A 21146-nucleotide genomic window follows, 5' to 3' on the forward strand; every position below is an offset into this window, starting at 1 on the left:
GGTAGTGTTGTGGAAAAGAAAATTGACGTTGTGGCATTGGGAGAACTCCTTATTGATATGACTAACAACGGAGTATCAGAGAATAATAATGACTTGTTTGAGGCAAATCCAGGAGGGGCACCATGTAATGTACTTGCTATGCTTAAAAGATTTGGCCACGAAGTTAATTTTATTGGTAAGGTAGGAGATGACATTTTTGGTAGAAAGCTGAAAGCTACACTTGAGGAAGTTGGCATCGGTACAGACAATCTTTTAATGGATAAGGATGTTCGTACTACACTTGCTTTTGTAGAGACTTTCCCAGATGGAGATAGAGATTTCTCATTCTACAGAAATCCTGGAGCAGATATGATGCTCAGAAAGGATGAGGTAGATACAGAGCTTATCAAGAATACAAAGGTTTTCCATTTTGGAACACTTTCTATGACCCACGAATTGCCAAGAGAAGCAACAATTTTTGCTCTTGAAGAGGCTAAGAAAAATGGTGCTATCATCACATTTGATCCAAACCTAAGAGAACCCCTTTGGAACAGCTTGGATGAGGCAAAAGAGCAGATTTTATGTGGCATGAAATACGCTGATTATCTTAAAATATCAGATAATGAAATCCAGTGGCTTACTGGAGAACAGGATTATACAGCAGGTGTGCACAAAATCAGAGAGCAGTTCAATATCCCGCTTATAACTGTTTCTTTGGGCAAGGAAGGAAGCCGTGCATACTATCAGCCAGAAGGCAAGGATGAAATAATCGTGGAGGTTGATTCATTCTTATCACCAGAAACAATCGAAACAACTGGTGCAGGTGATACATTCTGCGGTTGTATAATTCACTATTTATTGGAGTATGGTATATACGAATTAGATGAAAATAAATTAAAGGAAATGCTTACAGTGGCAAATGCTGCAGCATCTCTAATTACAAGAGTTAAAGGCGCACTTAGGGTAATGCCATCATTAGATAAGGTTAATGAATTGGCTAAATCAAGGTGAGATAATGACTTACAAAATTGTGTTCTGTGATGTGGATGGAACATTACTTAATAAAGAACATAGATTATTGGATAGTACCTTAAAGTCCATAAAAGCTTTACAGGAAAAAAATCTGCCATTTGTTATTGTTACTGCTAGAGGACCTTCTGGTATTTATCCAATATTTAAAAGATACAAGTTTGTATGCCCAATGGTTTGTTTTAGTGGAGGCCTTATCATTGATTACAATGGCCAGGTATTATACTCAAACGGATTTACAAAGGGCACAGCAAAAAAGCTTATAAACTTTATAGAAAAAGAGAATCTTGACTGTACATGGAATATCTATTCTATGGACAATTGGATCGTTAAAGACCGTGCTGACGAAAGAGTTGCAAGGGAAGAATCTATAGTTGAGGCACAGGCATCAGAAGGCGATGTTGATAGCTTGCCAGAAGGTGCAGAGATAGGAAAAATCCTATGTATGTGCAACCCCGCTCATACTATAGAAATTGAAAATAGACTAAAAAAAGAATTCCCATGCCTATCTATAGTTCGTTCGTCAGATATTCTTATTGAAATTATGAATAAAAACATTTCTAAGGGAGAAAGTATTGAATTTCTCTGCAAGAAATGGGATATTGATATTAAGGAGACGGTAGCATTCGGAGATCATTTCAATGACATTGAAATGCTTGAAAAGGTGGGGAAACCTTTCTTGATGGAGAATGCTCCACAGGAGCTAAAAGAGCGGATTGGAAATGTTACTTTTAGCAATAATGCTGATGGGATATATCATGGTTTGAAGCAAATAGGACTAGTTGATTAATCGACTAGAAAGGGGGATTTTGCATGGGACGATACGAACTTGATTCAGCTGAAAACAAAGCCTTTGTCAGAGAGATGAGGAATAGTCTGTTGTCATTTGGACACAGATTTCCTTCTCCTGGCGGAGGCTCTTATTATTTAGGGGATGACGGAACTCCTTGGAAGGACCGCCCGAGGGAAACTTGGATCACAAGTAGAATGTGCCATGTCTATAGTCTGGGAGCAATGCTTGGCCATGAAGGAAGCGAAGCACTTGCTGATGCGGCACTAAAGGGACTGACAGGGGAATTGCATGATGATGAGCACAAAGGCTGGTATGCAGGCTTGACTGCAGATGGAGAGGTACTTCCTAACAAGCAGTGCTATGCTCATGGTTTTGTAATACTTGCAGCAAGCAGTGCACTTCTGACAAAGCGTCCTGGTGCAAAGGAGCTCCTTGAAAATGCATTAGCTGTTTACGATGAATTCTTTTGGGATGAAGAACTTGGACTCTCTGTAGACACCTGGAATACAGAGTTTACAGTCTGCGATGATTACAGAGGAATCAATGCAAACATGCACACTGTAGAAGCTTTTCTTGCAGCAGCTGATGCTTTGAAGAATGAAAACTATCGCGTTAGAGCAGGCAGGATTATCAATCATGTTGTGAATTGGGCAAGGGAAAACAACTGGAGAATCCCTGAACATTTTACAAGTGATTGGAAGCCTGATTTGCAGTGCAATAAAGACAAACCAGATGACCAGTTCAAGCCATATGGCGCTACTCCAGGCCACGGAATTGAATGGGCCCGACTTATCACACAGTGGGCAGTTTCTACATATGGTAAATACGATAATGAAAATGCAAAAGATTATATCGTAATTGCGGAGAAACTATATAACAGAGCAGTGGAGGATGGCTGGAATGCAGACGGCGAACCAGGCATCTGCTACACCACCGATTGGGACGGCAAGCCTGTAGTTCACGATAGAATGCACTGGACTCTTGCTGAAGCTATAAATACATCTGCAGTTTTATATCGCGTCACTGGAAATGAAAAATACAAAGAGGATTACGCTGCTTTCATGGAATATTTGGATGAAAAGGTATACGACCACGCCACAGGCTCCTGGTTCCACCAGCTTGATGAGCACAACAACGTGATTGGAACAGTCTGGCCAGGTAAATCCGACATCTACCACGCTTTGCAAGCCACAATGATTCCATACAATGACTTGGTGGGCGTGTCCATTGCCAGTGCTGTAGCCAAGGGCAATAGCTAGAGGTTGTTGGCTGTGGGCTATGGCTAAGATTGGGGATATTTGAATTGGATGATTACTGCCTAGATTCAGAAAATGAATTTAGGCAGTAGTTTTTTTGTAGGGGTAGTGGGCCTACTACTGCTTGAGGGCTGAAAATGAATCTAGGCAGTAGTGATTGTGAGGACTACTACTGCCTGAGAGCAGAAAATGAAATTAGGCAGTAGAGATTGCAGGGACTACTACTGCCTGAGAGCTAAAAATGAAATTAGGCAGTAGTGATTACTGGGCCTACTACTGCCTGAGGGCAGAAAATGAAACTAGGCAGTAGAGATTGCAGGTACTACTACTGCTTGAGAGCTGAAACTGAAACTAGGCAGTAGTGTTGGTTGGAAATTTTACTATCTGGGAGAAAGAAATAAATCTAGATAGTAATGATAGAGCAGATTTTTACTATCTGTAAATAGAATTTGATTCTAGATAGTAAGAAACAGGAGAAATCTTACTATCTAGAAACAGATAATGAATCTAGGTAGTAGTAATTGCAGAAAATCATACTATCTGAGTAATCAAAATAAATATAGGTAGTAGGAGAACATCACAATATTCTAGATAAAACTTCCGATAGAGATTCGGCAAACTTTTTATGCCCATCAATTGAAAAATGAACTCCGTCGTAACCCATCTCTATATTCCATTTTCCAGCATCGATAGCATTTATGTTATGCTCCTGTGCTAGTTTCATATAGCCTGCATTAAGTCGTAAGCTGCAGTCATGGTATAGTCCCATTTCAGAATCTGATGCGCTTATGTATGGTGGGGCAATCAGGATAAATCTAGCCATGCAGTTTTGATTAACATAATCAAGAATGCTATCAAGTCTTTGAAGTGTAGCTTCTACATCTGGATGATTTGTAAGTAGAATATCATTGGTGCCAAGCATCATCACAAAGACATCTTCTTTAGTTAGATTTTGAATGGTTGTTGTGAAATAGCCATAGCCTAATTCAGGCAACATTCGGCCATTCATTCCTTCCCCAATGACTTCATAGTTATCTTTTAGGGCTTCTTTTATATGAGTAGTCCAGCGAACTTCTGTAGGATATCTACCACCCAAGAAGCCTCTTGGATCATAGCCATATGTATTTGAATCTCCAAATAGAATTAGTTTTTTCATAGAGTTAACCTCATTTGATACCAGGTAACATTGCCGTGAACTGATTCACTTATACCTTCATTCACAAATCCAAACTTAGAATAGTAATGTATGAGTTTATCTTTACAAGTAAGGACGAGGCCTTTACGACCTTGGAATTTAGCATCCGAAATGGCTTGTTTAATAAGTTCTCCCGCAAAGCCTTGTTTTCTATAGCCAGGGAGAGTATTTACGCCAAAAATCATTTGCCATGCACCTTCTTCACTATGCATATCAGCTTTAGCATACATTTCATCGGTAAGGTCAGGCTCATCAGTGCAAAAGCCATCTACGAAAGCTATAAGCTTGTCATCATCAAACATAAGCCAGAAGTGATTGGCATAATGCTCGAGTCTTTCTTTAAATTCATCTATAGTAGCTGCTTCTGCAGGTGGGAAGCATTCGGCTTCAACTGCAGAAATATCTGCTAAATCATCTATAGTTGCAGTTCTAATTATCATTTCATAACTCCATAAGAATTGTATTGGATAGATTGAGAATAGCCATTATTTTCAAAGTTTGCAAGACTATTATCTATAGTTTTCATACTTGGTTACATATAACACATACTAGAAAAATTGCATGTAGAGTCATTTTAAAAGTCGTGCTAATATATCAAAGCTAATTTTTAGAAATAGAGGTAAAAGTTTTTGATTATAGAGTACGATTTAGATGTAATAAGAAATGAAGAAGAGGAGAACGAGGAGTACTTCTTTGAAGCAGAAGCTTCCAGTTTAGATGAATTAATATCCTTCAGTAGGACTATCAATATTAATGACCCAGATGAGGCGGGGATTGGGGTTTACAAAGATAATGCTTCAGGAAGATATATTGTTCCATTTGTTGCAGATGGTCCGGGGTCTCCGTTAAACTTCGGAGAATTTCTCGATGTAAAGTCAGTTGATGAGAAGTATTGGAACATACACGAGGGAAGAAGTTATATAACAAATTTAGGAATGCTTGCGATGATGTCGGTTATTGCGTAAACATACATTCAATTCTAATTTCATAATATATTTAAAAGCTAGGAGCAGCAGCTCCTAGTTTTTTTATGTTTGATGTCAATGGGATTTATTGATGCAGGTATTGTTACTTTGGGGTCTGTTTTTGGCCTGGAGGTTGTGGCTTTTATATGGGTGAAGATTTACAATAATTAATAGGATGATGGAAAGGGAGAAGGGGCATGATTAGTAAGCTTTTAGCGGAAAAGTTTATTGAACAGGTAACGGAATACACTTCATATAATGTAAACATTATGGATGAAGACGGTGTAATAATAGCAAGCAGAAACAGTGAGCGAGTGGGGCAGTATCACGAAATTGCTTACAGGATTGTTCATGGGGAAGAGGACATAGTTGATACTACAACCATTGAGCAGTTTCCAAACGTTCTTCCAGGCATAAACATGGTAATAGAGATGGATGGAAGGCGAGAGGGAGTAGTTGGTCTTACTGGAGAGCCAGAGGAAGTCAGACCTGTAGCAATGATTGTAAAGATGGCAATTCAGTCTATGCTTCGCTATGAAAAGCAGCAAGAAAAAGCCAGACTACGTGAAAATCGAAAAGAACGTTTTATCCATATGTTAACTGAGGTTGAGTATGCGGATTCGCAGGAAATACGTGAGTTGGCTGAGGAACTTGGCTATCCTGAAGAAAGAATTAGAATTCCTATCTTAGCCATTATGGATGGGGTCAATGCATCTGACTTTTTAGTACATCTTAAAAAGAGTCCATATCATACTCTAAAAGATGTTTCTTTGGCGCTTGATGAAAAGAGAGTCATCATATTTAAAACTATGCCTGACACAGTTAGCGAACTGTTCTCTGATTACAAATACATAGTTGGAGAGTATTTAAGTCCAGTTCTTAGATGGATGAAAGAAAATGATACTCAGGCAAAGTTTTACATTGGTAGTTTCCAAGATTCTTATGCACGCTATTACTATGCATACAGACATTGTAGATGGTTACAGGAATATATAAAAACAGAGGGAAGCTCCGTTTTCTTCTATGATCATGTAGGAGAGTATTTGCATTTCATTACGCCAATGAGAGATATGGCAAATATGTTTTATATCTTTGAAAGCAAATTTCCAGAGGGAAAGATTGATGATTTCATAGAGACAGTTGGAGCTTTAATTAGAAACAACTTTAACTTTAATAAAGCAGCCCAGGAGTTATTCATACATAAGAATACATTGGTTTATCGATACAATAAATACAAGGAATTAATGGATATCGACCCAGTGGCAAAAGCTTCTGATAGAAGCTTTTTAGAGAGTTTCTACACCTATTTGTATAGGAAGAGGAACAAATACAATATATAATGTGTTGTGTTCTCAACACAAAAAATTGATATTCTTTTTGTAATGATAGTACATTAAATTCTATATTGCCCTCCCTTATCATAAAAGTATCTTATAAATGCTTTAAGAAGGGAGGGCGGTTCCATGACTGGATTTCCGTTAATTATCATCTTTATTTTGGCAATCGTATTAATGATTGTCATGATCTCAAGATTCAAGATTCACCCATTTATTTCAATTATGTGCATCTCTTTAGTATTAGGTCTGTTAGCGGGCATTCCTATTGTTGATGTCACATTAGAGGACGGAACAACAAAGGCTGGTATAGCTACTGTAATTGGTCAGGGCTTCTCTGGCACATTTACATCTATTGGTATTGTTATTATCCTTGGTGCTTTAATAGGAAGTATCTTGGAGAAAACAGGTGCAGCTTTAAAACTTGCTGACATAGTAATTAAGATTGTAGGCAAGAATCATCCTGTACTTGCTATGGAGCTTATGGGTTGGGTTGTTTCAATCCCAGTATTCTGTGATTCGGGATTTGTAATCTTAAACCCTATCCGTAAAGCATTAGTAAAGAGAACAGCTTCATCTTCTGTTGCAATGACAGTTGGTCTTGCAGCTGGTCTATTTACATCTCACGTATTTATACCTCCTACACCAGGTCCAATTGCTGCAGCAAATACTCTTGGAATTGGTGATAATTTACTTCTTGTAATTGGACTTGGTTTAGTATGTTCAATCTGTCCACTTATTGCAGCATATTTCTATGCTACATTTATTGGCAAGAAGGTTAAGGCCGATGATGAATTTGATACAAACGCAGTTAGCAAAACATACGAAGAATTAGTTGCTGAGTATGGTAAGCTTCCAAATGGATTCTCTGCTCTTGCACCTATTATCGTTCCAATCATTCTTATGGCATTATCTTCAATTGTTACAATGGCTAAGGTAACAGGAGCTGGTGCTAGCATCTGCAAGTTCTTAGGAACACCTATTATCGCGCTTGCAGTAGGTACAATCTTTGCTGTTATTCAGCTTTGCGGAGCTAAAAAGATTGATGAGTTCTATGACATCGTAAACGATACTTTAAAGACAGTTGGTCCTATTCTTTTCATTACAGCTGCTGGTGGTGTACTTGGTAAAGTTATTGCTTCTTCTGATATGGTTAACTACATTTCAGAGCATGCGACAGTACTTTCAGCAATGGGCATCTTCTTCCCATTCTTACTTTCAGCTATCTTAAAGAGTGCTCAGGGATCATCTACAGTAGCACTTACAACAACAGCTGGTATTGTAGCTCCACTTCTTCCAGTGCTTGGATTTACTACACCAGCACAGATAACACTTGTATGTATGGCAATCGGAGCAGGTGCTATGACAGTATCACATGCAAACGATTCTTATTACTGGGTTGTTACAAACTTTGGTGAGATGACTCCTGAAAGAGGTTACAAGACCTGGACAGTAGCATCACTCGTTATGGGTATTGCAGCTATAATTGAAATAGCTATACTTAGCCTATTCATACATTAAAAATGTGATTGAGGAAGTTTTATGAATCAGAAATTAAGGAATGATATTGATTATATTGTTGAAAACACAATAAAAGAAGTTCTGCCTGATGAGGCGGTTACTAGAGCTCTTAACAATTTCTCTTATGGAAAAGGTAAAGTGATTCTAGTAGCCGCTGGAAAGGCGGCTTGGCAAATGGCCGCAGCAGCAAAAAAGGTTCTTAAAAGATTAGATGGCGGCATTGTAATAACAAAATATGATCATGTTAAAAGCAATATTGAGGGGATACAATGCTTTGAAGCAGGACATCCAGTACCTGATCAAAATAGCTTTGATGCGACAAAAAAGGCTATTGAATTAGTGGAAGGCCTATCAGAAGATGACACAGTTATCTTTTTGCTTTCCGGTGGTGGAAGTGCCCTGTTTGAATTGCCATTAATTTCTGGTGAAGAACTACAAGACATTACAAAACAGTTACTTGCTAGTGGTGCTGATATAGTAGAGATAAACACTATTCGCAAGCGTCTTAGCAAAGTAAAGGGCGGCAGATTTGCTTTATCCTGTGCTCCAGCCAAAGTATTTAGTATTGTGCTTAGTGATATAGTTGGAGATCCACTTGATATGATAGCAAGTGGTCCAGCATATCCTGATTTTTCTACATGTGATGAAGCAAAAGAAATAGTTCGTAAATACAATATCAAGCTTTCGAAGGAAGCTGAAGAGCTATTGAATAAAGAAACTCCTAAAGAATTAAATAATGTAGAAACTCACATAACGGGATCAGTTAGAGAACTTTGCAGAGCTGCTGCTAGTAACAGTGGAAAGTTAGGTTACAAGTCTATTATTTTGACCGATGAGCTTTGCTGCGAGGCGAGAGATGCAGGAAGTTTTCTTGCTAGCATCGCAAAGACTAAAGCAAAAGAAAATGAAAGGCTTGCCATTATTGCTGGTGGAGAGACAGTGGTTCATCTTACTGGTACCGGTAAAGGTGGAAGAAATCAGGAACTTGCACTCAGCGCTGCTATAGGAATAGCTGGAAATAGGGGCATTGCTGTAGCATCAGTTGGAAGTGATGGAACAGATGGCCCAACAGATGCCGCTGGAGGATATGTTGATAACGAGACTTATCAAGAATTACTATCTAAAGGAATCAACATACATGATGTTCTTAAAGATAACGATGCATACAATGCATTAAAAGCAGTTGATGGCCTGATAATAACTGGTGCAACAGGAACGAACGTGAATGATGTTGCCATAGCACTGATTGATATCTAAGGAATAATATACCCTTCTGTGATATACTAAGCTTAGTTTAGTTCGTATATACGGAGGGGTTATTTTATGCCAAAAGGGTCTTTATGATGACTTTTGTTGCGGTTGATGTGGCTGTTTCTTAGCAGTTCTTTGTGATTATAAGAAACAGATTGAAGAACAGTTAAAGGGGTATTGCGGAGAATAGATATATGTATCCAACTAGAAATGAGGCAATGAGACTTCTTGAAGAAGCAGAAAAAATGAATCCAGGTCCTTGGGGAGATCATAGTAGAACTGTAGCCCACTGCGCTGAATGTATTGCTGCAAAAAGTGGGCTTGATGCAGAAAAAGCATATGTAGTAGGTTTGTTACATGACATTGGCAGACGATTTGGAAAACGTCATCTTGGACATGTTTCTGATGGATATTCTTATATGATGTCACTTGGTTATGATGAACCAGCCAGAGTTTGTCTTACACATTCATTCAATGGAAAAAGCATTGATGGTTATGTTGGCAACTTTGATACAACGGATGAAGAGACCGAATTAATAAAAACAGAATTGGATAAGATAGAACTTGATGAATATGATAAGTTAATTCAACTTTGTGATTCCATTGGTGGTGCTGAGGGCGTTATGGACATCATAGATAGAATGTCTGATGTTAAAAGAAGATATGGTTACTATGATCCTGAAAAATGGGATACTAATTTGGGGCTAAAAGATTATTTTGAGCAGAAGATGGGTGAAGATATCTATATTGTGGTTGATAAAGATAACTACAAACCTAGTAAATAACATGAATAGTAGGGGGATTTTGCTATGGAAAGAGAATTTCTTGAGGAAAGACAATTCACAAAGCTCTTAGCTGGAAAGACATATAAGATTTTCTTTGAAGGAAAAGACTGTGTCATTGCTGAAACAGAGCTTGGGGATGTTGTCATATCTTTTAGTGAATATGAGTATTACTCTTTGTCTAATGATGAGATAGAGCAGAAAATCTATGATGGTATAAAGAGTAGAGAAAAGTAAGTATGATTGAACTAATGTCGTAGGATTGAGAGGTAGAATATGGGATTATTTAATCTTTTCAAGCATGTAGATATTAATGCTGAAGTAGAAGCTATGAAGTCTGTAGAAACCGCAGTGCTCCTTGATGTGCGAACAGAAGAAGAGTATTCGGGTGGACACATTCCTGGAAGTAAAAATGTGCCAGTGGAGAATATAGAAAAGGTAGTGGATGTCATTAATGACAAAGACACGCCTGTTTATGTATATTGTCTTCGTGGATCTAGAAGTGCATCTGCAGTGAAAGCCATGGAGAGGATGGGATATACAAATGCTAAAAGTATAGGTGGAATAGTATCTTACAAAGGAAAAACAGTAATAGGAAGTAACTAATTTTTGGACGTCTATAATATGGAGTCTGGACAGCTGCCTTTATTAATAGAGTTTAAATACAATTGCTAATATACATAGTGTTGTGCCAATAATACTAAACCATAAATCATTAGGACCACTTTTATTGTTCCTGTATTCTTCAGGAATACAGACTTTATGATTAGAAGGGCATACCCAAATATATGCTGTGTCGCCAATTTTGAATTTAGGTTTTTTGTACCAAAAAGGGATTTCAACCTGAGAACGAGCAGTATACCACCAATGCTCAACTTTGTATCGATAGATTGGGTAAAATAGTGGTGGTTTGTAATAGCCAGCATGAGAAGCTTCAATTGCTTCAACTACAGCAGATACTTTAATTGTACATTTTTTTATATAATAAATATGTCTCAATAGAGCAAACACACTTGCTATTACAAGAAAAATTATAATACCACTAAATAGTTTCATTTCTTTTATACCTTCTATTATTAATCTATCCCCATGAACCAAAGATGACCTTCAGGTTGAGTTATATCAAGTGCATATCTAGTACACATGGTGAATCTCCTATGGATATTCTTCTACAGGTACATGTTCTAAGTCAGAGTAATTTGCTTCAAAAGAGAGTTCTGTACTTGCGATTTCTTCATTAAATCCTTTTAGTGCATCGAAGGGGCTGAATATTTTGGCACGTCTAGATAAATCCATAGCCGGATGTTTGACTGAAAAATCATCAAAAGGAGAGTGCTTTGGTTTGCCTCTTTCATACACTTTTTTGTATCTATCAGTAATCATATCATTTCATCCAATTTCATAAAATATAGGTTATTAAACTAAGCTTTATGCCCGCCGATTTGAACATTTCGCTCTCTTGTGGTAGCACCTTCTAGAAGGTTAATTCCTTTTAATATTGCATTTGCTCCATACCTAGTCCTTACCTCTAAAAGTGCAGAATGAATGAGCTGCTCTTTGTTAAGCGCTTCATAGTTGGTGAATAGATCCATTTGAAAATAGCCACCATCGTTTTGAACATTACAAGCACATATGCCAAGTCGGCGGAATAGTATTCTATGGTCAGTTTTCTTTATCACATCATTCATGATTGCTTCAATTACAAGCTTAGAAGTGTTTGTCGCATTACGAAGGTTTACTGTGCCATTAGAATGTGCTGGATGGAGTCTACCATACCAATCTATAGCTAGTGGCCCATCGTAGTGAGGGCAGTATTCAAGGCTTTTGTAGTCGTAGCTTACCCACCAGGTAAACTTTGACGATACTAGATTCTTCTTGTACATGTCACAACAGAGGATATCAATCATCTCTTTTAGAACAATACATGCTTCTTCGTACTTATATGGTCTAGGCAATACTTGTCCGTTGGAAAGAGAGTGGTTATCGGATTTGTAGTTTTTAATATCATGCATTGTAACAGGCTCGATTCCCCAGGCATGATCAATTAGTATCTCTGCATCAATGCCAAAGGTTTTATAAAACCACTCCTCATCTAGTTGAGATCGTTCTGCAACATCGCCCATGGTGTACATCATATTTCGTTCCAAGCGACGGGCTTTACCATTTCCTATTTGCCAAAAGTCTGTGAGGGGTTTATGTGGCCATAGTAAAGTCTTATATGAATCTTCTGTAAGAGCAGCAATACGTACACCATCTTTGTCTGCAGGAGCCTTCTTAGCAACGATATCCATGGCTACCTTTGCAAGATATAGATTTGTTCCAATCCCAACGGTGGCAGTAATGCCAGTTTGCTTGAGTACATCACTAATCATTGTCATAGCCATAATGTGAGCTGGGCTTTGGCCAGATTTTATAGATGCGGGTTCATATAGATGCAAGTATGGTGTGCAATCAATGAAACTCTCATCGATGCTGTAAACATGGATGTCTTCTGGGGCTACATATTTTAGAAAAATACCGTAAATCTTGGCTGATACTTTCTCATATTCGAGCATACGTGGGACTGCAGTAATATAAAGAACCTTAGTATGGTGGAGTCGCTCGTACTTCTCTATGGCTTGTTTTGCCTCAAATAGTCTAGGTCTACTTGGAACGCCTATAGCTTTAAGAGCGGGAGAGACTGCCAAGCAGATGGTTTGGTCGGTTCTACTTCCATCAGCGACTAGAAGGTTAGCTTTAAGTGGATCAAGACCTCTGGCAACGCATTCAACAGATGCATAGAACGACTTCATATCTATAGCTATGTAGCATTTGGGGAGTAGTAAATGCTTAGACATATCCAGTTGCCTTACCTCCTTGATAAATTGCGAACATACTTTCCGAAAATATGTTTGCCTTTTGTAAGTAGATAATACACCCGAACATGTATTCTTGTAAATCGAACAAATTATAAAATACGAAAAAATCTTAAGTAAAATGAATTTTTAAATTCTAGAATGTACAACTTAATTCTACATTGATTGATTTTACTTTTTTTATTTTAAAGCTTGATAATACATTATTGACACAATCACTTGTTTGCCATAAAAATGGGCCTACTTGATAAATAAAGATTTTATCATAGAAGACCCAATAATAATTGTCTTATATTAAATTTACAGAGATTTTTTCAAAGGCTCAGTTTTGGAAAACCAAGTTTCCTGCTAAGTAAGTATATTTAACTTTTATATTTTTGATGGAATTAATATCTGTTCTAAACAAGTCGCCATCAAAAATAACTAAGTCTGCGAATTTACCAACTTCTAGAGATCCTGCTTTTTTTTCAATGGAAAGGTTATATGCGCCTCCATAAGTCCATGCTTTTAATAATTCTGCTCTTGAAATCATATTTGACTGATTGAAAGGAAGATCAGAATCAGGGAAAAGACCTCCGACTGCATGATATATAGATTCTGGAATGTCATCGATAAGTAAAGGCAAATCAGTTCCGCAACTCAAGGTGACCCCTGCATCTAGGGCAGAGCGTCGATTCCAATAGTTTTGTCCTCTATCAAGACCTATTTTCGTATCAATCATTTCTAGCTTATCTTTCCTATGAGCAAGTGACTGAATCTGAGGGTAGATTTCTCCAACAATTCCAATGTTTCCCATCTTTACAAAATCACTTGCATCAGAAAATTCTAAGTCGGTAATAGCATGTCTGTTTTTTAGTTTTCCATCAGGTGTTTTTTGGCAGTTATCTAATACTTCGATTGCATTATGGATGGCAGCATCACCTTGTGCATGTAGAGAATAACGAAAACCATTTTCGTCAGCTAAGAGTACGTCGGCTTTAATTTGATCCCAATTTATGTCTTGCATGCAGCAAGTGTCCATATCAAGATAAGGTTCTTTTATTTCTGCACAGTTATCACTTACAGAACCATCTGTCATCATATTGAACCCAGAGAACTTAACGAAATCAGAGCTGAATTTTTTTCTCATTGAAATTCCATAAGGAATGTTAATAGCAGATTCCATAGGTTGGCTCATAAAATGAAAACGTACAGATAGTTCATTTGACTTTTCTAATTCTTCTAGAATGGTTGTAAAACCATAGTAATCATCAAATCCCATCTCTTTAACAGCGGTAATACCTTTACTATTAAGCATTTTCATATGGTTTTTGAAAAATGGAATAATGTATTCTCTATTATTCAGTATTTCTTTAAGTAGATCTGGAGTTGGTTCAGTTAAAGGTTTGTTATTAAGCTTTTGATACTGTTCTAAAGCATAGCCTGCAAAGAAGCAATGAACGTCAATGGCCCCTGCCATGACTGTCATTCCAGTGGCTTCAATTACAACGGTGTTTTCGTTTTTGTAATTACCTGTGTATTCGCCCTTTATGATATTTGAGATTAGTCCATCTGTTATACAAATAAAACCCTTATAGGGAAACTCAGCAACTGAATCAAAAATACTATCAGAAATGATGATAGTATCAGCATATTTAGACATAAAAAATCCTCCCGTTGTTGAACAGGAGAAAATGAGAAATAAGAATAACTTAAAAGAATTGCACGTTTCTTTAAGGTACATTGAAAGTAGCATTTAAATCAGCCATTTGCAAGGTGTCGGTGTGATTTTTGGAGAATTTGATAAAAATAAAGGGCCTAATTGTAAGCAACGACTAAATTGGTATGTTTTGGTTTTGATAATCCATATAGATTTTGGGAATTGGAATAAAAAATAATTTCATTTTTAGGGTATTAGCAAATTGATTTAGGAGAATGGAATTGATTAAATAGTTATAGAATTCAATGGCCAACGAGTTCAAAAAGGAAACAGAAGAAAATGAGAATAAGAGTTTTCTATTTAATGTTATGGAAAAGTGGTTAGCACAGCCACTAAAAAGGAGATAGGCATAATGTCAGAAAAAAATAATAATGAACTCGGGCGTAAGCTTGGCCTGAGCGCAGTTGTAGCGCTAGGCGTAGGCACAACTGTCGGCTCAGGTATTTTCTCTTCTTTATCAGAGGTAGCCAATGCAGCTGGTAGTAGTTTGTTCTTAGTTTTAGCGTTTGTAATTGGAGGTTTACTTCAGATTCCTGCTAACTTTGTTTATTCAGAGTTGGCATCAGCGTATCCAGAGGATGGAGGCCAGTATGTATACTTTAGAGAAGCAGGTTCTAGACCTCTTGCATTCTTTTGTGGATGGATAAGCTTTTGGGCAACAGATCCACCATCAATTTCAATCATGGCACTTGCGATTGTAAACCACTTAGCATTTTTCTTCCCTGTGCATGGATTGATTCTTAAATTAATTGCTGTTGCATTTGTAATTTTCTTTATGTGTATTCATCTTCGTTCGGTAGAAGGTGGCGGAAAATTCCAGACTATTATTACAGCTTTAAAGATTCTTCCATTTGCTCTTGTAATTGGAATCGGTTTATTTAATATTGATTCTTCATTATTACTTTCATCAACAAGACTTTCAGGATTTTCGAGTGGAACATTTGCTGCTTTGATTGCAGGTATTGCAGCAACAACTTGGTCATATGACGGTATGGGCGCTGCTTGCTATATGTCTGGAGAGATTAAAGATCCTAAGAAGAATATGCCACTTGGTCTTATCCTTACAGCGATAGTAGTTTTAGTTTTATATGCAGGACTTACTTTCGTTGCATCTGGAATGCTTACAATTGATGAGTTAGCTGAGTCAAGTGCACCAATAGCACTTCTTGCATCTAAATTACCTGTAATTGGTTCATATGCAGGAACAATCGTAGCTATTATGGCTATAATAGTTGTAATTGGTTCTCTTTCTTCATGCATCATGTACCAGCCACGTATCGAATATGCAATGGCAAAGGATAACCTTTTCTTCAAGTCTTTTGCAAAAGTACATCCAAAGTATGAGACACCATACTTCTCAATTATTATTCAGTGTGCTGTAGCAATCGTTCTTATTTTTGCAACAGATTTATCTGGATTACTTGGCTACTTTACAATGGTTGCTTTGTTAAAGAATCTTCTTACTTTCTTTACTATTTTTGTATTACGCAAGAAGGGAAGCGAGAAAGGATACAATCCTTCATATATTTGTCCAGGTGGAATCATCATGCCTGTTATTGCAATCGTAATGACTGGAACTTTAATTTGGGGTGAGTTGACATATGCTCCTGTTCAAAGTTTGTTATGTGCACTTATAGCAGTTGTCACTGGTCTTCCTGTATATTATTATTGGGATAGAAAGAATAAAGCTGCAGAAAAATAGTATTTAAGGAGACTGATGGTGGAACAGATTAGGAAAGTTAAACCAAGAGACTTTGCTATGGAGCAAATCAAGTGGTATATAAGCGAACAAAAGTTAGGACCACATGCCAAGCTACCTAGTGAACGTCAATTATGTGAAAAATGGAACATTAATCGTTCCACCTTGCGGTCTGCTATAAAGCGATTGACTGAGGAAAACATCCTTTATAGTGAGGTAGGATCGGGCACGTATGTTGCGCCACCTAAATTTAGAATCAACTTACAGGATGCAAAATCTACAACGGAATCCTTTAAAGGAACAGGAAATTTTCTGTGGACAGATGTTGTGGATTCAGAAATGCTTAAGGCAGATGAGTTTCTTGCTGAAAAACTTGGAATAAGTGAAGGCTCGAAAGTATTTTGCCTAAAGAGAATTCGTAGAAAGAACAATGTTCCATTTAGGCTTGAGGAAAGCTATATCAACTATCAATTGTGTGAGGGCATCGAGAATAATAGTTTTATTGATGTATCACTTTTTAAAGTACTTAAAAACTATGGATTAATCCTATATCAGGGAAATGAAGATATTGGAATAGAATATGCTTCTTCAGAGATAGCAGAGAAATTAGATGTTAAAGAAGGCAGTTTTTTATTTTGTCTTTCTGGAATTACAACTGATGTAGAGGGACGAGTAGTTGAATATTTTAATATTTTATCCCGTCCTGATCAGGCACAGTTCTCAAGTTCACTAAGAATGGACGTTGATTAAAAGAGGTAGAATAATGAAACTTGCGGCAGTAGGTAGTAATTGTATTGATTACTACAATAATGTTGAAGGTGGAAAGGCTTTTGCAGGTGGCGGACCTGTTAATATGGCGGTTTACACAGTTCGTATTGGCGGAGAAGCATCATATATTGGGCCAGTTGGAAATGACAGCTATGGTCAGTTCATGAAAGAATCAATTGAATCTAAGGGAGTTAACGTTTCCCATCTTTATGTAAATGATGGTAAGACGGCAGTTTCCCAGGTTCAATTAGTGGATGGTGAAAGAGTATTTGGCGACTATGATGAAGGCGTACTTGCCGATTTTAAACTCACAAATGAGGATATGAAATATATTGCAAGCCATGATGTTGTTGTGGCTGACTTGTGGGGCAAGGTCGAAGGTCAACTAAAAGATTTAAAGGCTATGGGTATTACCACTGCCTTTGATTGCGCTGATCGTCCAGAAGATAATGAAGCACAGGTGGCTATACCTTTTGCTGACTATGTATTTTTCTCATCAGATTTAGGAGACACTCCTGAATTGAGAGAAAAAATGACTACTATTTATAAGCAAGGGCCAAAGCTTGTTATAGCAATGCTAGGAGAAGAAGGCAGCTTATGCTTTGATGGCGTTAATTTCTATAAATGCGGAATTAAAGAATGTGATCATCTAGTTGATAGCATGGGCGCAGGGGATAGTTATATTGCAGGTTTTTTAAAAGGCATTACAGAGGGTAAGGCTATTGAGGAATCAATGGCACAGGGAGCTGCTACAGCTACAGATACTCTCAAATATTTTGGAGCATGGTAAATAGATAATTGGAATTACATTTATGAGCAATAAGAATTTTGGGAATAATCAAAATAAAATTCAAAGAAATATGGATGACTTAAAGGGATTTACTCAAACTATGATTGAGAAGGACTTAGTGCCATCTATTAGAATTTTGAATAAATATTTAAGAGAAGCCGGAAATCTTTATGCTGAGCTTTTTGGCATAAAACCGGACGATTATCTTTTTTATATTAGAAGACTATGTTTGGCTAATGATGAGCCGGTTTCTTTGGAAGAAATATACATCCCCCATTATCTTGTTCCAAAGATGGGTGGCATCAATCTAAATATGTTTTCTATATATGAAACATATAAGATGTTTGGAATAAATCTTTATCGAGCTGATGAGACGCTTGATTTGGTTATTCCCGATAAATCTGATGCAAAGCTACTTGGTATTAAAGAGGATGTTCCTACACTTTTTTTCCAAAGTACTTCATATGACGATTTAGGTAGAGTAATAGAATTTAATAAAAATTACGTCAGAGGAGATAAATGTAATTTCAATGTACATTTTTTTCAAGCATAGATAAATTGGAGTTTTGACATGAATAATAAAATAAGTATGTGGGCAGAAGTTGAGGGTCCACATTTAAGAAGTTTCGACGAGGATAAAATTAGAGACAGCATTAATGGGGCATTAAAACTTCGAAGTGACATAGAGAAGATTGTTGATACTATCTGGGAAGATGGATTTGATGGTATTTACTTTATGGGCATTGGCGGAACTTATGCTTCAAGTATGCAGGTTGAGGTTTATATGAGAGGTAGATCTAAGCTTCCGGTATATGTTGAGAATGCTGCTGAATTTCTTACTACAGGAAATAAAAGATTTACAGAAAAATCCGTTTTAATATATTCATCTGTTTCAGGTAATACTAAAGAAATGGTAGAACTAGTTAAAAAGGTAAAAGATATTGGTGCGAAAGTCTTTGCTTTCATAGATACACCAAATACAGTTTTAACTCAGCCAGAAAACCAGGATTATCTAATTATGTATCCTGCAAATGAGCAGCTAAAGTTTTATATGGTAGCAAACTATCTTATGTATAAAAATGGTGAGTTTGAAGACTATGATGAGTATAACCGTCAGATGGAAGCTAGTTTGGCAGATGCTTTGATTGATGTAGAAAAATCTGCTGATGAATGGGCTTACAATTATGCGAGTGAAAAGGTTGATTTCTTGAATTCACATAAGGATCTACCTCATTATTTCATTGGATCCGGAAATCAGTACGGCGCAACATATTCATATGCGATGTGCTATTGGGAAGAACAGATGTGGATTAGAACAAAATCCATCAGCTGCCAAGAGTTCTTCCACGGCATGCAGGAAATAATAGTTGCTGATACTCCTGTTACATTATTTATAGGAGAAGATGAGCAGCGACCACTTGCAGAACGTGTTGCAAGATTCCTTCCTAAAGTAAATGCAAATTATACTATTATTGATACAAAGGAATATCCTTTAAAGGGTATCAGTGAGAAGTTTAGAGGAAGCATTTCACATTTAGTTATGAGAGCCGTCAACGCAAGAGTTGACTCTTATATGGAACTCTTCTTAAGACATCCTCTTTCTATTAGAAGATATTATAGACAGTTTGATTACTAATTAAGCATTAAGAGACATCATATGATGTCTCTTTTTTTATAGTAGTTTTTCCAAAAGCTGTTGATGAAGATTCTAAGAATTCATAATATTGTATTGTAGAATATTTGATAGGAATATATTCAATTATTTGAAAAGTAAAACTAACAAATATAACAACTTAGTATTGGTTTGTGGGGGAATAATCTAATAATGGATAACAATATTAAGAGTATTATAATTCCAGCTTTTGGCGGTTTATGTGGAGGTCTTTCGCTGCAAGTTATTTGTGAAATGATGTGGAAGGGATACCGGCAAATCTTCTTGCAAGCCGAAGATTAACTAATCGTCCTCTTAGACCAGGCTGCAGCTCCACATCTGGCGCAGCCATAATATCTATAATTTCTAGTGAATTTACTGTCTCGCTTGCGGTAGATGGTGGCACCACAGTTGCCGCAGGTGAAGACATATTTTATTGCCATTTCCCCATCTTCGTAATTTTCAATACCTTTCTCAGAACCTTGAGTTACACGTTTAATATTGTAGCCATAGACCTGATTAACAACTTCAGCGTAGTATTTCCACTTGCCAGTGTGACGCATACAGCCTTTGCAAGTATGGAGAAGTTCGTGGGTTATGGTTTCCTTGCAAGATTGTTCTGAAATTCTATCATCTTCCAATAGACGGGAAGCAATCTCAATAGAATAACTTCCATCACGGTTCAATTTGCATAATCCCCAGCGGGTCTTAGCTCTTGAATTTGTAGTCCATGATGAGATGGTACCGAGCTTGATGCCGAGATGGGTAACCTCATGGATACATTGTTCTTTTAGTATATCAAAGGCTTTCATTTTATATTTTCCAATAACAGAATAAGGAAATTATAAGTATTGTAATAAGAAAGATCAAAATTTACATGGGTCACAATATAACAATCCGTACTGAACTCGCTGATTATAGGCATCTCGGTGGGGTTGGATAGATTCATCCATATATAGAATGTGCGCTTTTTTGCGCATCACTTTTTTTATGATAAATAAAGGAAACGATTATTACATAGAGGAGTGAACGCTTTATGAAAAAAGGGATATTCTGGTACTGTAATACTAGCCGTTATGGAGTTGAAGAGCATATTATTCCTGTATTTGTTGAATGCAATATTGATGGAACTGCGCTTGAGGATGTTGAGTTTAGCTCCAAATCGGGAACAAATTTTAATCATAAAAAAGAATGGAGCAAGAGGAATAGCGAGTATCCGTATAATTATTATCCTCGCGGGAGGGTTGAAATAAGAAAAGGAAAGATTAAAGTCTTTGCGAATCCTGTCATAATAGAGGATGAAGATGCGAAAAGGATAATTATAGATACATTTGAACTTCTAGAATTTGAGGATCAAATCATATGGATTCCTGATGGCTCGACTCACTATAAATATCTAGCTCAATTTACGAGAGACTAAAGGTATCTTAATAGTCGCGAATTGTCGTTAACGTTAACTCCCTCTCAAATTTAATACATAAGAATAATAAACAGAGAGGACTGGAGGGATTAATAAAATTTGTTTTGATTTACATGTGCCATAAAATGCACATACATTAATGCTATTATCCTCAGTAGA

At 37.0% G+C, this 21146-nt stretch carries 23 protein-coding genes; 16 read left to right on the top strand and 7 right to left on the bottom strand.

Going from position 1 to position 21146, the window contains the following annotated elements; translation table 11 throughout:
* Positions 1–9 precede the first annotated feature (9 nt).
* Genes CRN97_RS08890 through CRN97_RS08900 form a run of 3 tightly spaced genes read left to right on the top strand, consistent with a single transcriptional unit; the run spans position 10 to position 3060 of the window.
* Positions 10–990: a carbohydrate kinase family protein gene (locus tag CRN97_RS08890; protein WP_097076621.1), complete on the top strand. Its 981-nt coding sequence runs from the start codon at positions 10–12 to the stop codon at positions 988–990.
* Positions 991–994: 4 nt separating this feature from the next.
* Entirely contained in the window at positions 995–1798 is an 804-nt protein-coding gene (locus CRN97_RS08895) for a Cof-type HAD-IIB family hydrolase (RefSeq protein ID WP_179670725.1), read from the top strand.
* Positions 1799–1821: 23 nt separating this feature from the next.
* A complete protein-coding gene (locus CRN97_RS08900; RefSeq protein WP_097076623.1) occupies positions 1822–3060 on the top strand; it encodes an AGE family epimerase/isomerase in 1239 nt (412 codons plus the stop codon).
* A gap of 574 nt (positions 3061–3634) precedes the next feature.
* On the opposite strand, the gene CRN97_RS08905 is transcribed toward CRN97_RS08900, so the two are convergent.
* Positions 3635–4213 (bottom strand): GDSL-type esterase/lipase family protein, encoded by a 579-nt coding sequence (locus tag CRN97_RS08905; RefSeq protein ID WP_097076624.1) that lies wholly within the window; start codon positions 4211–4213, stop codon positions 3635–3637.
* Complete coding sequence (locus CRN97_RS08910) at positions 4210–4692, bottom strand: GNAT family N-acetyltransferase (RefSeq protein WP_097076625.1); 483 nt, start codon at positions 4690–4692, stop codon at positions 4210–4212. Before CRN97_RS08910 ends, CRN97_RS08905 begins: the two co-directional genes overlap by 4 nt.
* 189 nt (positions 4693–4881) lie before the next feature.
* Here CRN97_RS08910 and CRN97_RS08915 point away from each other — a divergent pair, with 189 nt between their 5' ends.
* The 7 genes from CRN97_RS08915 (at position 4882) to CRN97_RS08945 (ending at position 10711) form a co-directional block, all read left to right on the top strand.
* The gene (locus tag CRN97_RS08915) at positions 4882–5217 is read left to right on the top strand and encodes a hypothetical protein (protein WP_033151663.1); all 336 of its coding nucleotides are present in this window, start codon (positions 4882–4884) and stop codon (positions 5215–5217) included.
* A 197-nt stretch (positions 5218–5414) separates the two neighbouring features.
* Positions 5415–6557 carry a CdaR family transcriptional regulator gene (locus CRN97_RS08920; RefSeq protein WP_033154319.1) on the top strand — a complete coding sequence of 381 codons (1143 nt, stop codon included), beginning with the start codon at positions 5415–5417 and terminating at the stop codon, positions 6555–6557.
* Positions 6558–6680: 123 nt separating this feature from the next.
* Entirely contained in the window at positions 6681–8072 is a 1392-nt protein-coding gene (locus CRN97_RS08925; RefSeq protein ID WP_044937213.1) for a GntP family permease, read from the top strand.
* Positions 8073–8093: 21 nt separating this feature from the next.
* Entirely contained in the window at positions 8094–9329 is a 1236-nt protein-coding gene (locus tag CRN97_RS08930; protein ID WP_097076626.1) for a glycerate kinase type-2 family protein, read from the top strand.
* A gap of 188 nt (positions 9330–9517) precedes the next feature.
* Positions 9518–10108, top strand: a complete 591-nt coding sequence (locus tag CRN97_RS08935) for an HD domain-containing protein (RefSeq protein ID WP_097076627.1) — start codon at positions 9518–9520, stop codon at positions 10106–10108.
* A 24-nt stretch (positions 10109–10132) separates the two neighbouring features.
* The gene (locus tag CRN97_RS08940) at positions 10133–10342 is read left to right on the top strand and encodes a hypothetical protein (protein WP_097076628.1); all 210 of its coding nucleotides are present in this window, start codon (positions 10133–10135) and stop codon (positions 10340–10342) included.
* Positions 10343–10381: 39 nt separating this feature from the next.
* Entirely contained in the window at positions 10382–10711 is a 330-nt protein-coding gene (locus CRN97_RS08945) for a rhodanese-like domain-containing protein (RefSeq protein WP_097076629.1), read from the top strand.
* A 42-nt stretch (positions 10712–10753) separates the two neighbouring features.
* On the opposite strand, the gene CRN97_RS08950 is transcribed toward CRN97_RS08945, so the two are convergent.
* The 4 genes from CRN97_RS08950 to CRN97_RS08965 form a co-directional block, all read right to left on the bottom strand.
* Entirely contained in the window at positions 10754–11161 is a 408-nt protein-coding gene (locus CRN97_RS08950) for a hypothetical protein (protein WP_143483258.1), read from the bottom strand.
* Positions 11162–11260: 99 nt separating this feature from the next.
* Entirely contained in the window at positions 11261–11488 is a 228-nt protein-coding gene (locus CRN97_RS08955) for a hypothetical protein (RefSeq protein WP_097076631.1), read from the bottom strand.
* A gap of 38 nt (positions 11489–11526) precedes the next feature.
* A complete protein-coding gene (locus CRN97_RS08960) occupies positions 11527–12897 on the bottom strand; it encodes a Y-family DNA polymerase (protein ID WP_242962049.1) in 1371 nt (456 codons plus the stop codon).
* 385 nt (positions 12898–13282) lie between these two features.
* Positions 13283–14602 (bottom strand): amidohydrolase family protein, encoded by a 1320-nt coding sequence (locus tag CRN97_RS08965; RefSeq protein ID WP_102048063.1) that lies wholly within the window; start codon positions 14600–14602, stop codon positions 13283–13285.
* 409 nt (positions 14603–15011) lie between these two features.
* Between CRN97_RS08965 and CRN97_RS08970 the strand changes: the two genes are divergently transcribed.
* From CRN97_RS08970 to CRN97_RS08990, 5 genes are read left to right on the top strand one after another with little or no spacing between them, the layout of a single operon-like run.
* Positions 15012–16361, top strand: a complete 1350-nt coding sequence (locus CRN97_RS08970) for an amino acid permease (protein WP_097076634.1) — start codon at positions 15012–15014, stop codon at positions 16359–16361.
* A 15-nt stretch (positions 16362–16376) separates the two neighbouring features.
* Positions 16377–17108: a GntR family transcriptional regulator gene (locus CRN97_RS08975; protein WP_097076635.1), complete on the top strand. Its 732-nt coding sequence runs from the start codon at positions 16377–16379 to the stop codon at positions 17106–17108.
* Positions 17109–17121: 13 nt separating this feature from the next.
* Complete coding sequence (gene frlD, locus CRN97_RS08980) at positions 17122–17916, top strand: fructoselysine 6-kinase (RefSeq protein WP_097076636.1); 795 nt, start codon at positions 17122–17124, stop codon at positions 17914–17916.
* 22 nt (positions 17917–17938) lie between these two features.
* Positions 17939–18469: a GntR family transcriptional regulator gene (locus tag CRN97_RS08985; protein WP_097076637.1), complete on the top strand. Its 531-nt coding sequence runs from the start codon at positions 17939–17941 to the stop codon at positions 18467–18469.
* Positions 18470–18487: 18 nt separating this feature from the next.
* On the top strand, positions 18488–19552 hold the full coding sequence (locus CRN97_RS08990) for an SIS domain-containing protein (RefSeq protein ID WP_242962051.1): 1065 nt from the start codon (positions 18488–18490) through the stop codon (positions 19550–19552).
* A gap of 314 nt (positions 19553–19866) precedes the next feature.
* Here the strand turns inward: CRN97_RS08990 and CRN97_RS08995 are convergent, their stop codons facing one another.
* Positions 19867–20379 carry a SprT-like domain-containing protein gene (locus CRN97_RS08995; protein ID WP_097076638.1) on the bottom strand — a complete coding sequence of 171 codons (513 nt, stop codon included), beginning with the start codon at positions 20377–20379 and terminating at the stop codon, positions 19867–19869.
* Between the two features lie 224 nt (positions 20380–20603).
* Between CRN97_RS08995 and CRN97_RS09000 the strand changes: the two genes are divergently transcribed.
* A complete protein-coding gene (locus CRN97_RS09000; protein WP_097076639.1) occupies positions 20604–20987 on the top strand; it encodes a hypothetical protein in 384 nt (127 codons plus the stop codon).
* Positions 20988–21146 lie beyond the last annotated feature (159 nt).

Origin of the sequence: Pseudobutyrivibrio ruminis DSM 9787 (genome assembly GCF_900218035.1) — a bacterium.
Lineage (GTDB): Bacteria > Bacillota > Clostridia > Lachnospirales > Lachnospiraceae > Pseudobutyrivibrio > Pseudobutyrivibrio ruminis.

Coding starts and splice junctions, on each gene's coding strand:
- CRN97_RS08985 (WP_097076637.1), top strand. CDS start 17,939: ATGAGCAATAAGAATTTTGGGAATAATCAAAATAAAATTCAAAGAAAT.
- CRN97_RS08925 (WP_044937213.1), top strand. CDS start 6,681: ATGACTGGATTTCCGTTAATTATCATCTTTATTTTGGCAATCGTATTA.
- CRN97_RS08930 (WP_097076626.1), top strand. CDS start 8,094: ATGAATCAGAAATTAAGGAATGATATTGATTATATTGTTGAAAACACA.
- CRN97_RS08945 (WP_097076629.1), top strand. CDS start 10,382: ATGGGATTATTTAATCTTTTCAAGCATGTAGATATTAATGCTGAAGTA.
- frlD (WP_097076636.1), top strand. CDS start 17,122: ATGAAACTTGCGGCAGTAGGTAGTAATTGTATTGATTACTACAATAAT.
- CRN97_RS08920 (WP_033154319.1), top strand. CDS start 5,415: ATGATTAGTAAGCTTTTAGCGGAAAAGTTTATTGAACAGGTAACGGAA.
- CRN97_RS09000 (WP_097076639.1), top strand. CDS start 20,604: ATGAAAAAAGGGATATTCTGGTACTGTAATACTAGCCGTTATGGAGTT.
- CRN97_RS08955 (WP_097076631.1), bottom strand. CDS start 11,488: ATGATTACTGATAGATACAAAAAAGTGTATGAAAGAGGCAAACCAAAG.
- CRN97_RS08895 (WP_179670725.1), top strand. CDS start 995: ATGACTTACAAAATTGTGTTCTGTGATGTGGATGGAACATTACTTAAT.
- CRN97_RS08900 (WP_097076623.1), top strand. CDS start 1,822: ATGGGACGATACGAACTTGATTCAGCTGAAAACAAAGCCTTTGTCAGA.
- CRN97_RS08910 (WP_097076625.1), bottom strand. CDS start 4,692: ATGATAATTAGAACTGCAACTATAGATGATTTAGCAGATATTTCTGCA.
- CRN97_RS08935 (WP_097076627.1), top strand. CDS start 9,518: ATGTATCCAACTAGAAATGAGGCAATGAGACTTCTTGAAGAAGCAGAA.
- CRN97_RS08995 (WP_097076638.1), bottom strand. CDS start 20,379: ATGAAAGCCTTTGATATACTAAAAGAACAATGTATCCATGAGGTTACC.
- CRN97_RS08940 (WP_097076628.1), top strand. CDS start 10,133: ATGGAAAGAGAATTTCTTGAGGAAAGACAATTCACAAAGCTCTTAGCT.
- CRN97_RS08905 (WP_097076624.1), bottom strand. CDS start 4,213: ATGAAAAAACTAATTCTATTTGGAGATTCAAATACATATGGCTATGAT.
- CRN97_RS08965 (WP_102048063.1), bottom strand. CDS start 14,602: ATGTCTAAATATGCTGATACTATCATCATTTCTGATAGTATTTTTGAT.
- CRN97_RS08970 (WP_097076634.1), top strand. CDS start 15,012: ATGTCAGAAAAAAATAATAATGAACTCGGGCGTAAGCTTGGCCTGAGC.
- CRN97_RS08950 (WP_143483258.1), bottom strand. CDS start 11,161: ATGAAACTATTTAGTGGTATTATAATTTTTCTTGTAATAGCAAGTGTG.
- CRN97_RS08990 (WP_242962051.1), top strand. CDS start 18,488: ATGAATAATAAAATAAGTATGTGGGCAGAAGTTGAGGGTCCACATTTA.
- CRN97_RS08960 (WP_242962049.1), bottom strand. CDS start 12,897: ATGAAGTCGTTCTATGCATCTGTTGAATGCGTTGCCAGAGGTCTTGAT.
- CRN97_RS08975 (WP_097076635.1), top strand. CDS start 16,377: ATGGTGGAACAGATTAGGAAAGTTAAACCAAGAGACTTTGCTATGGAG.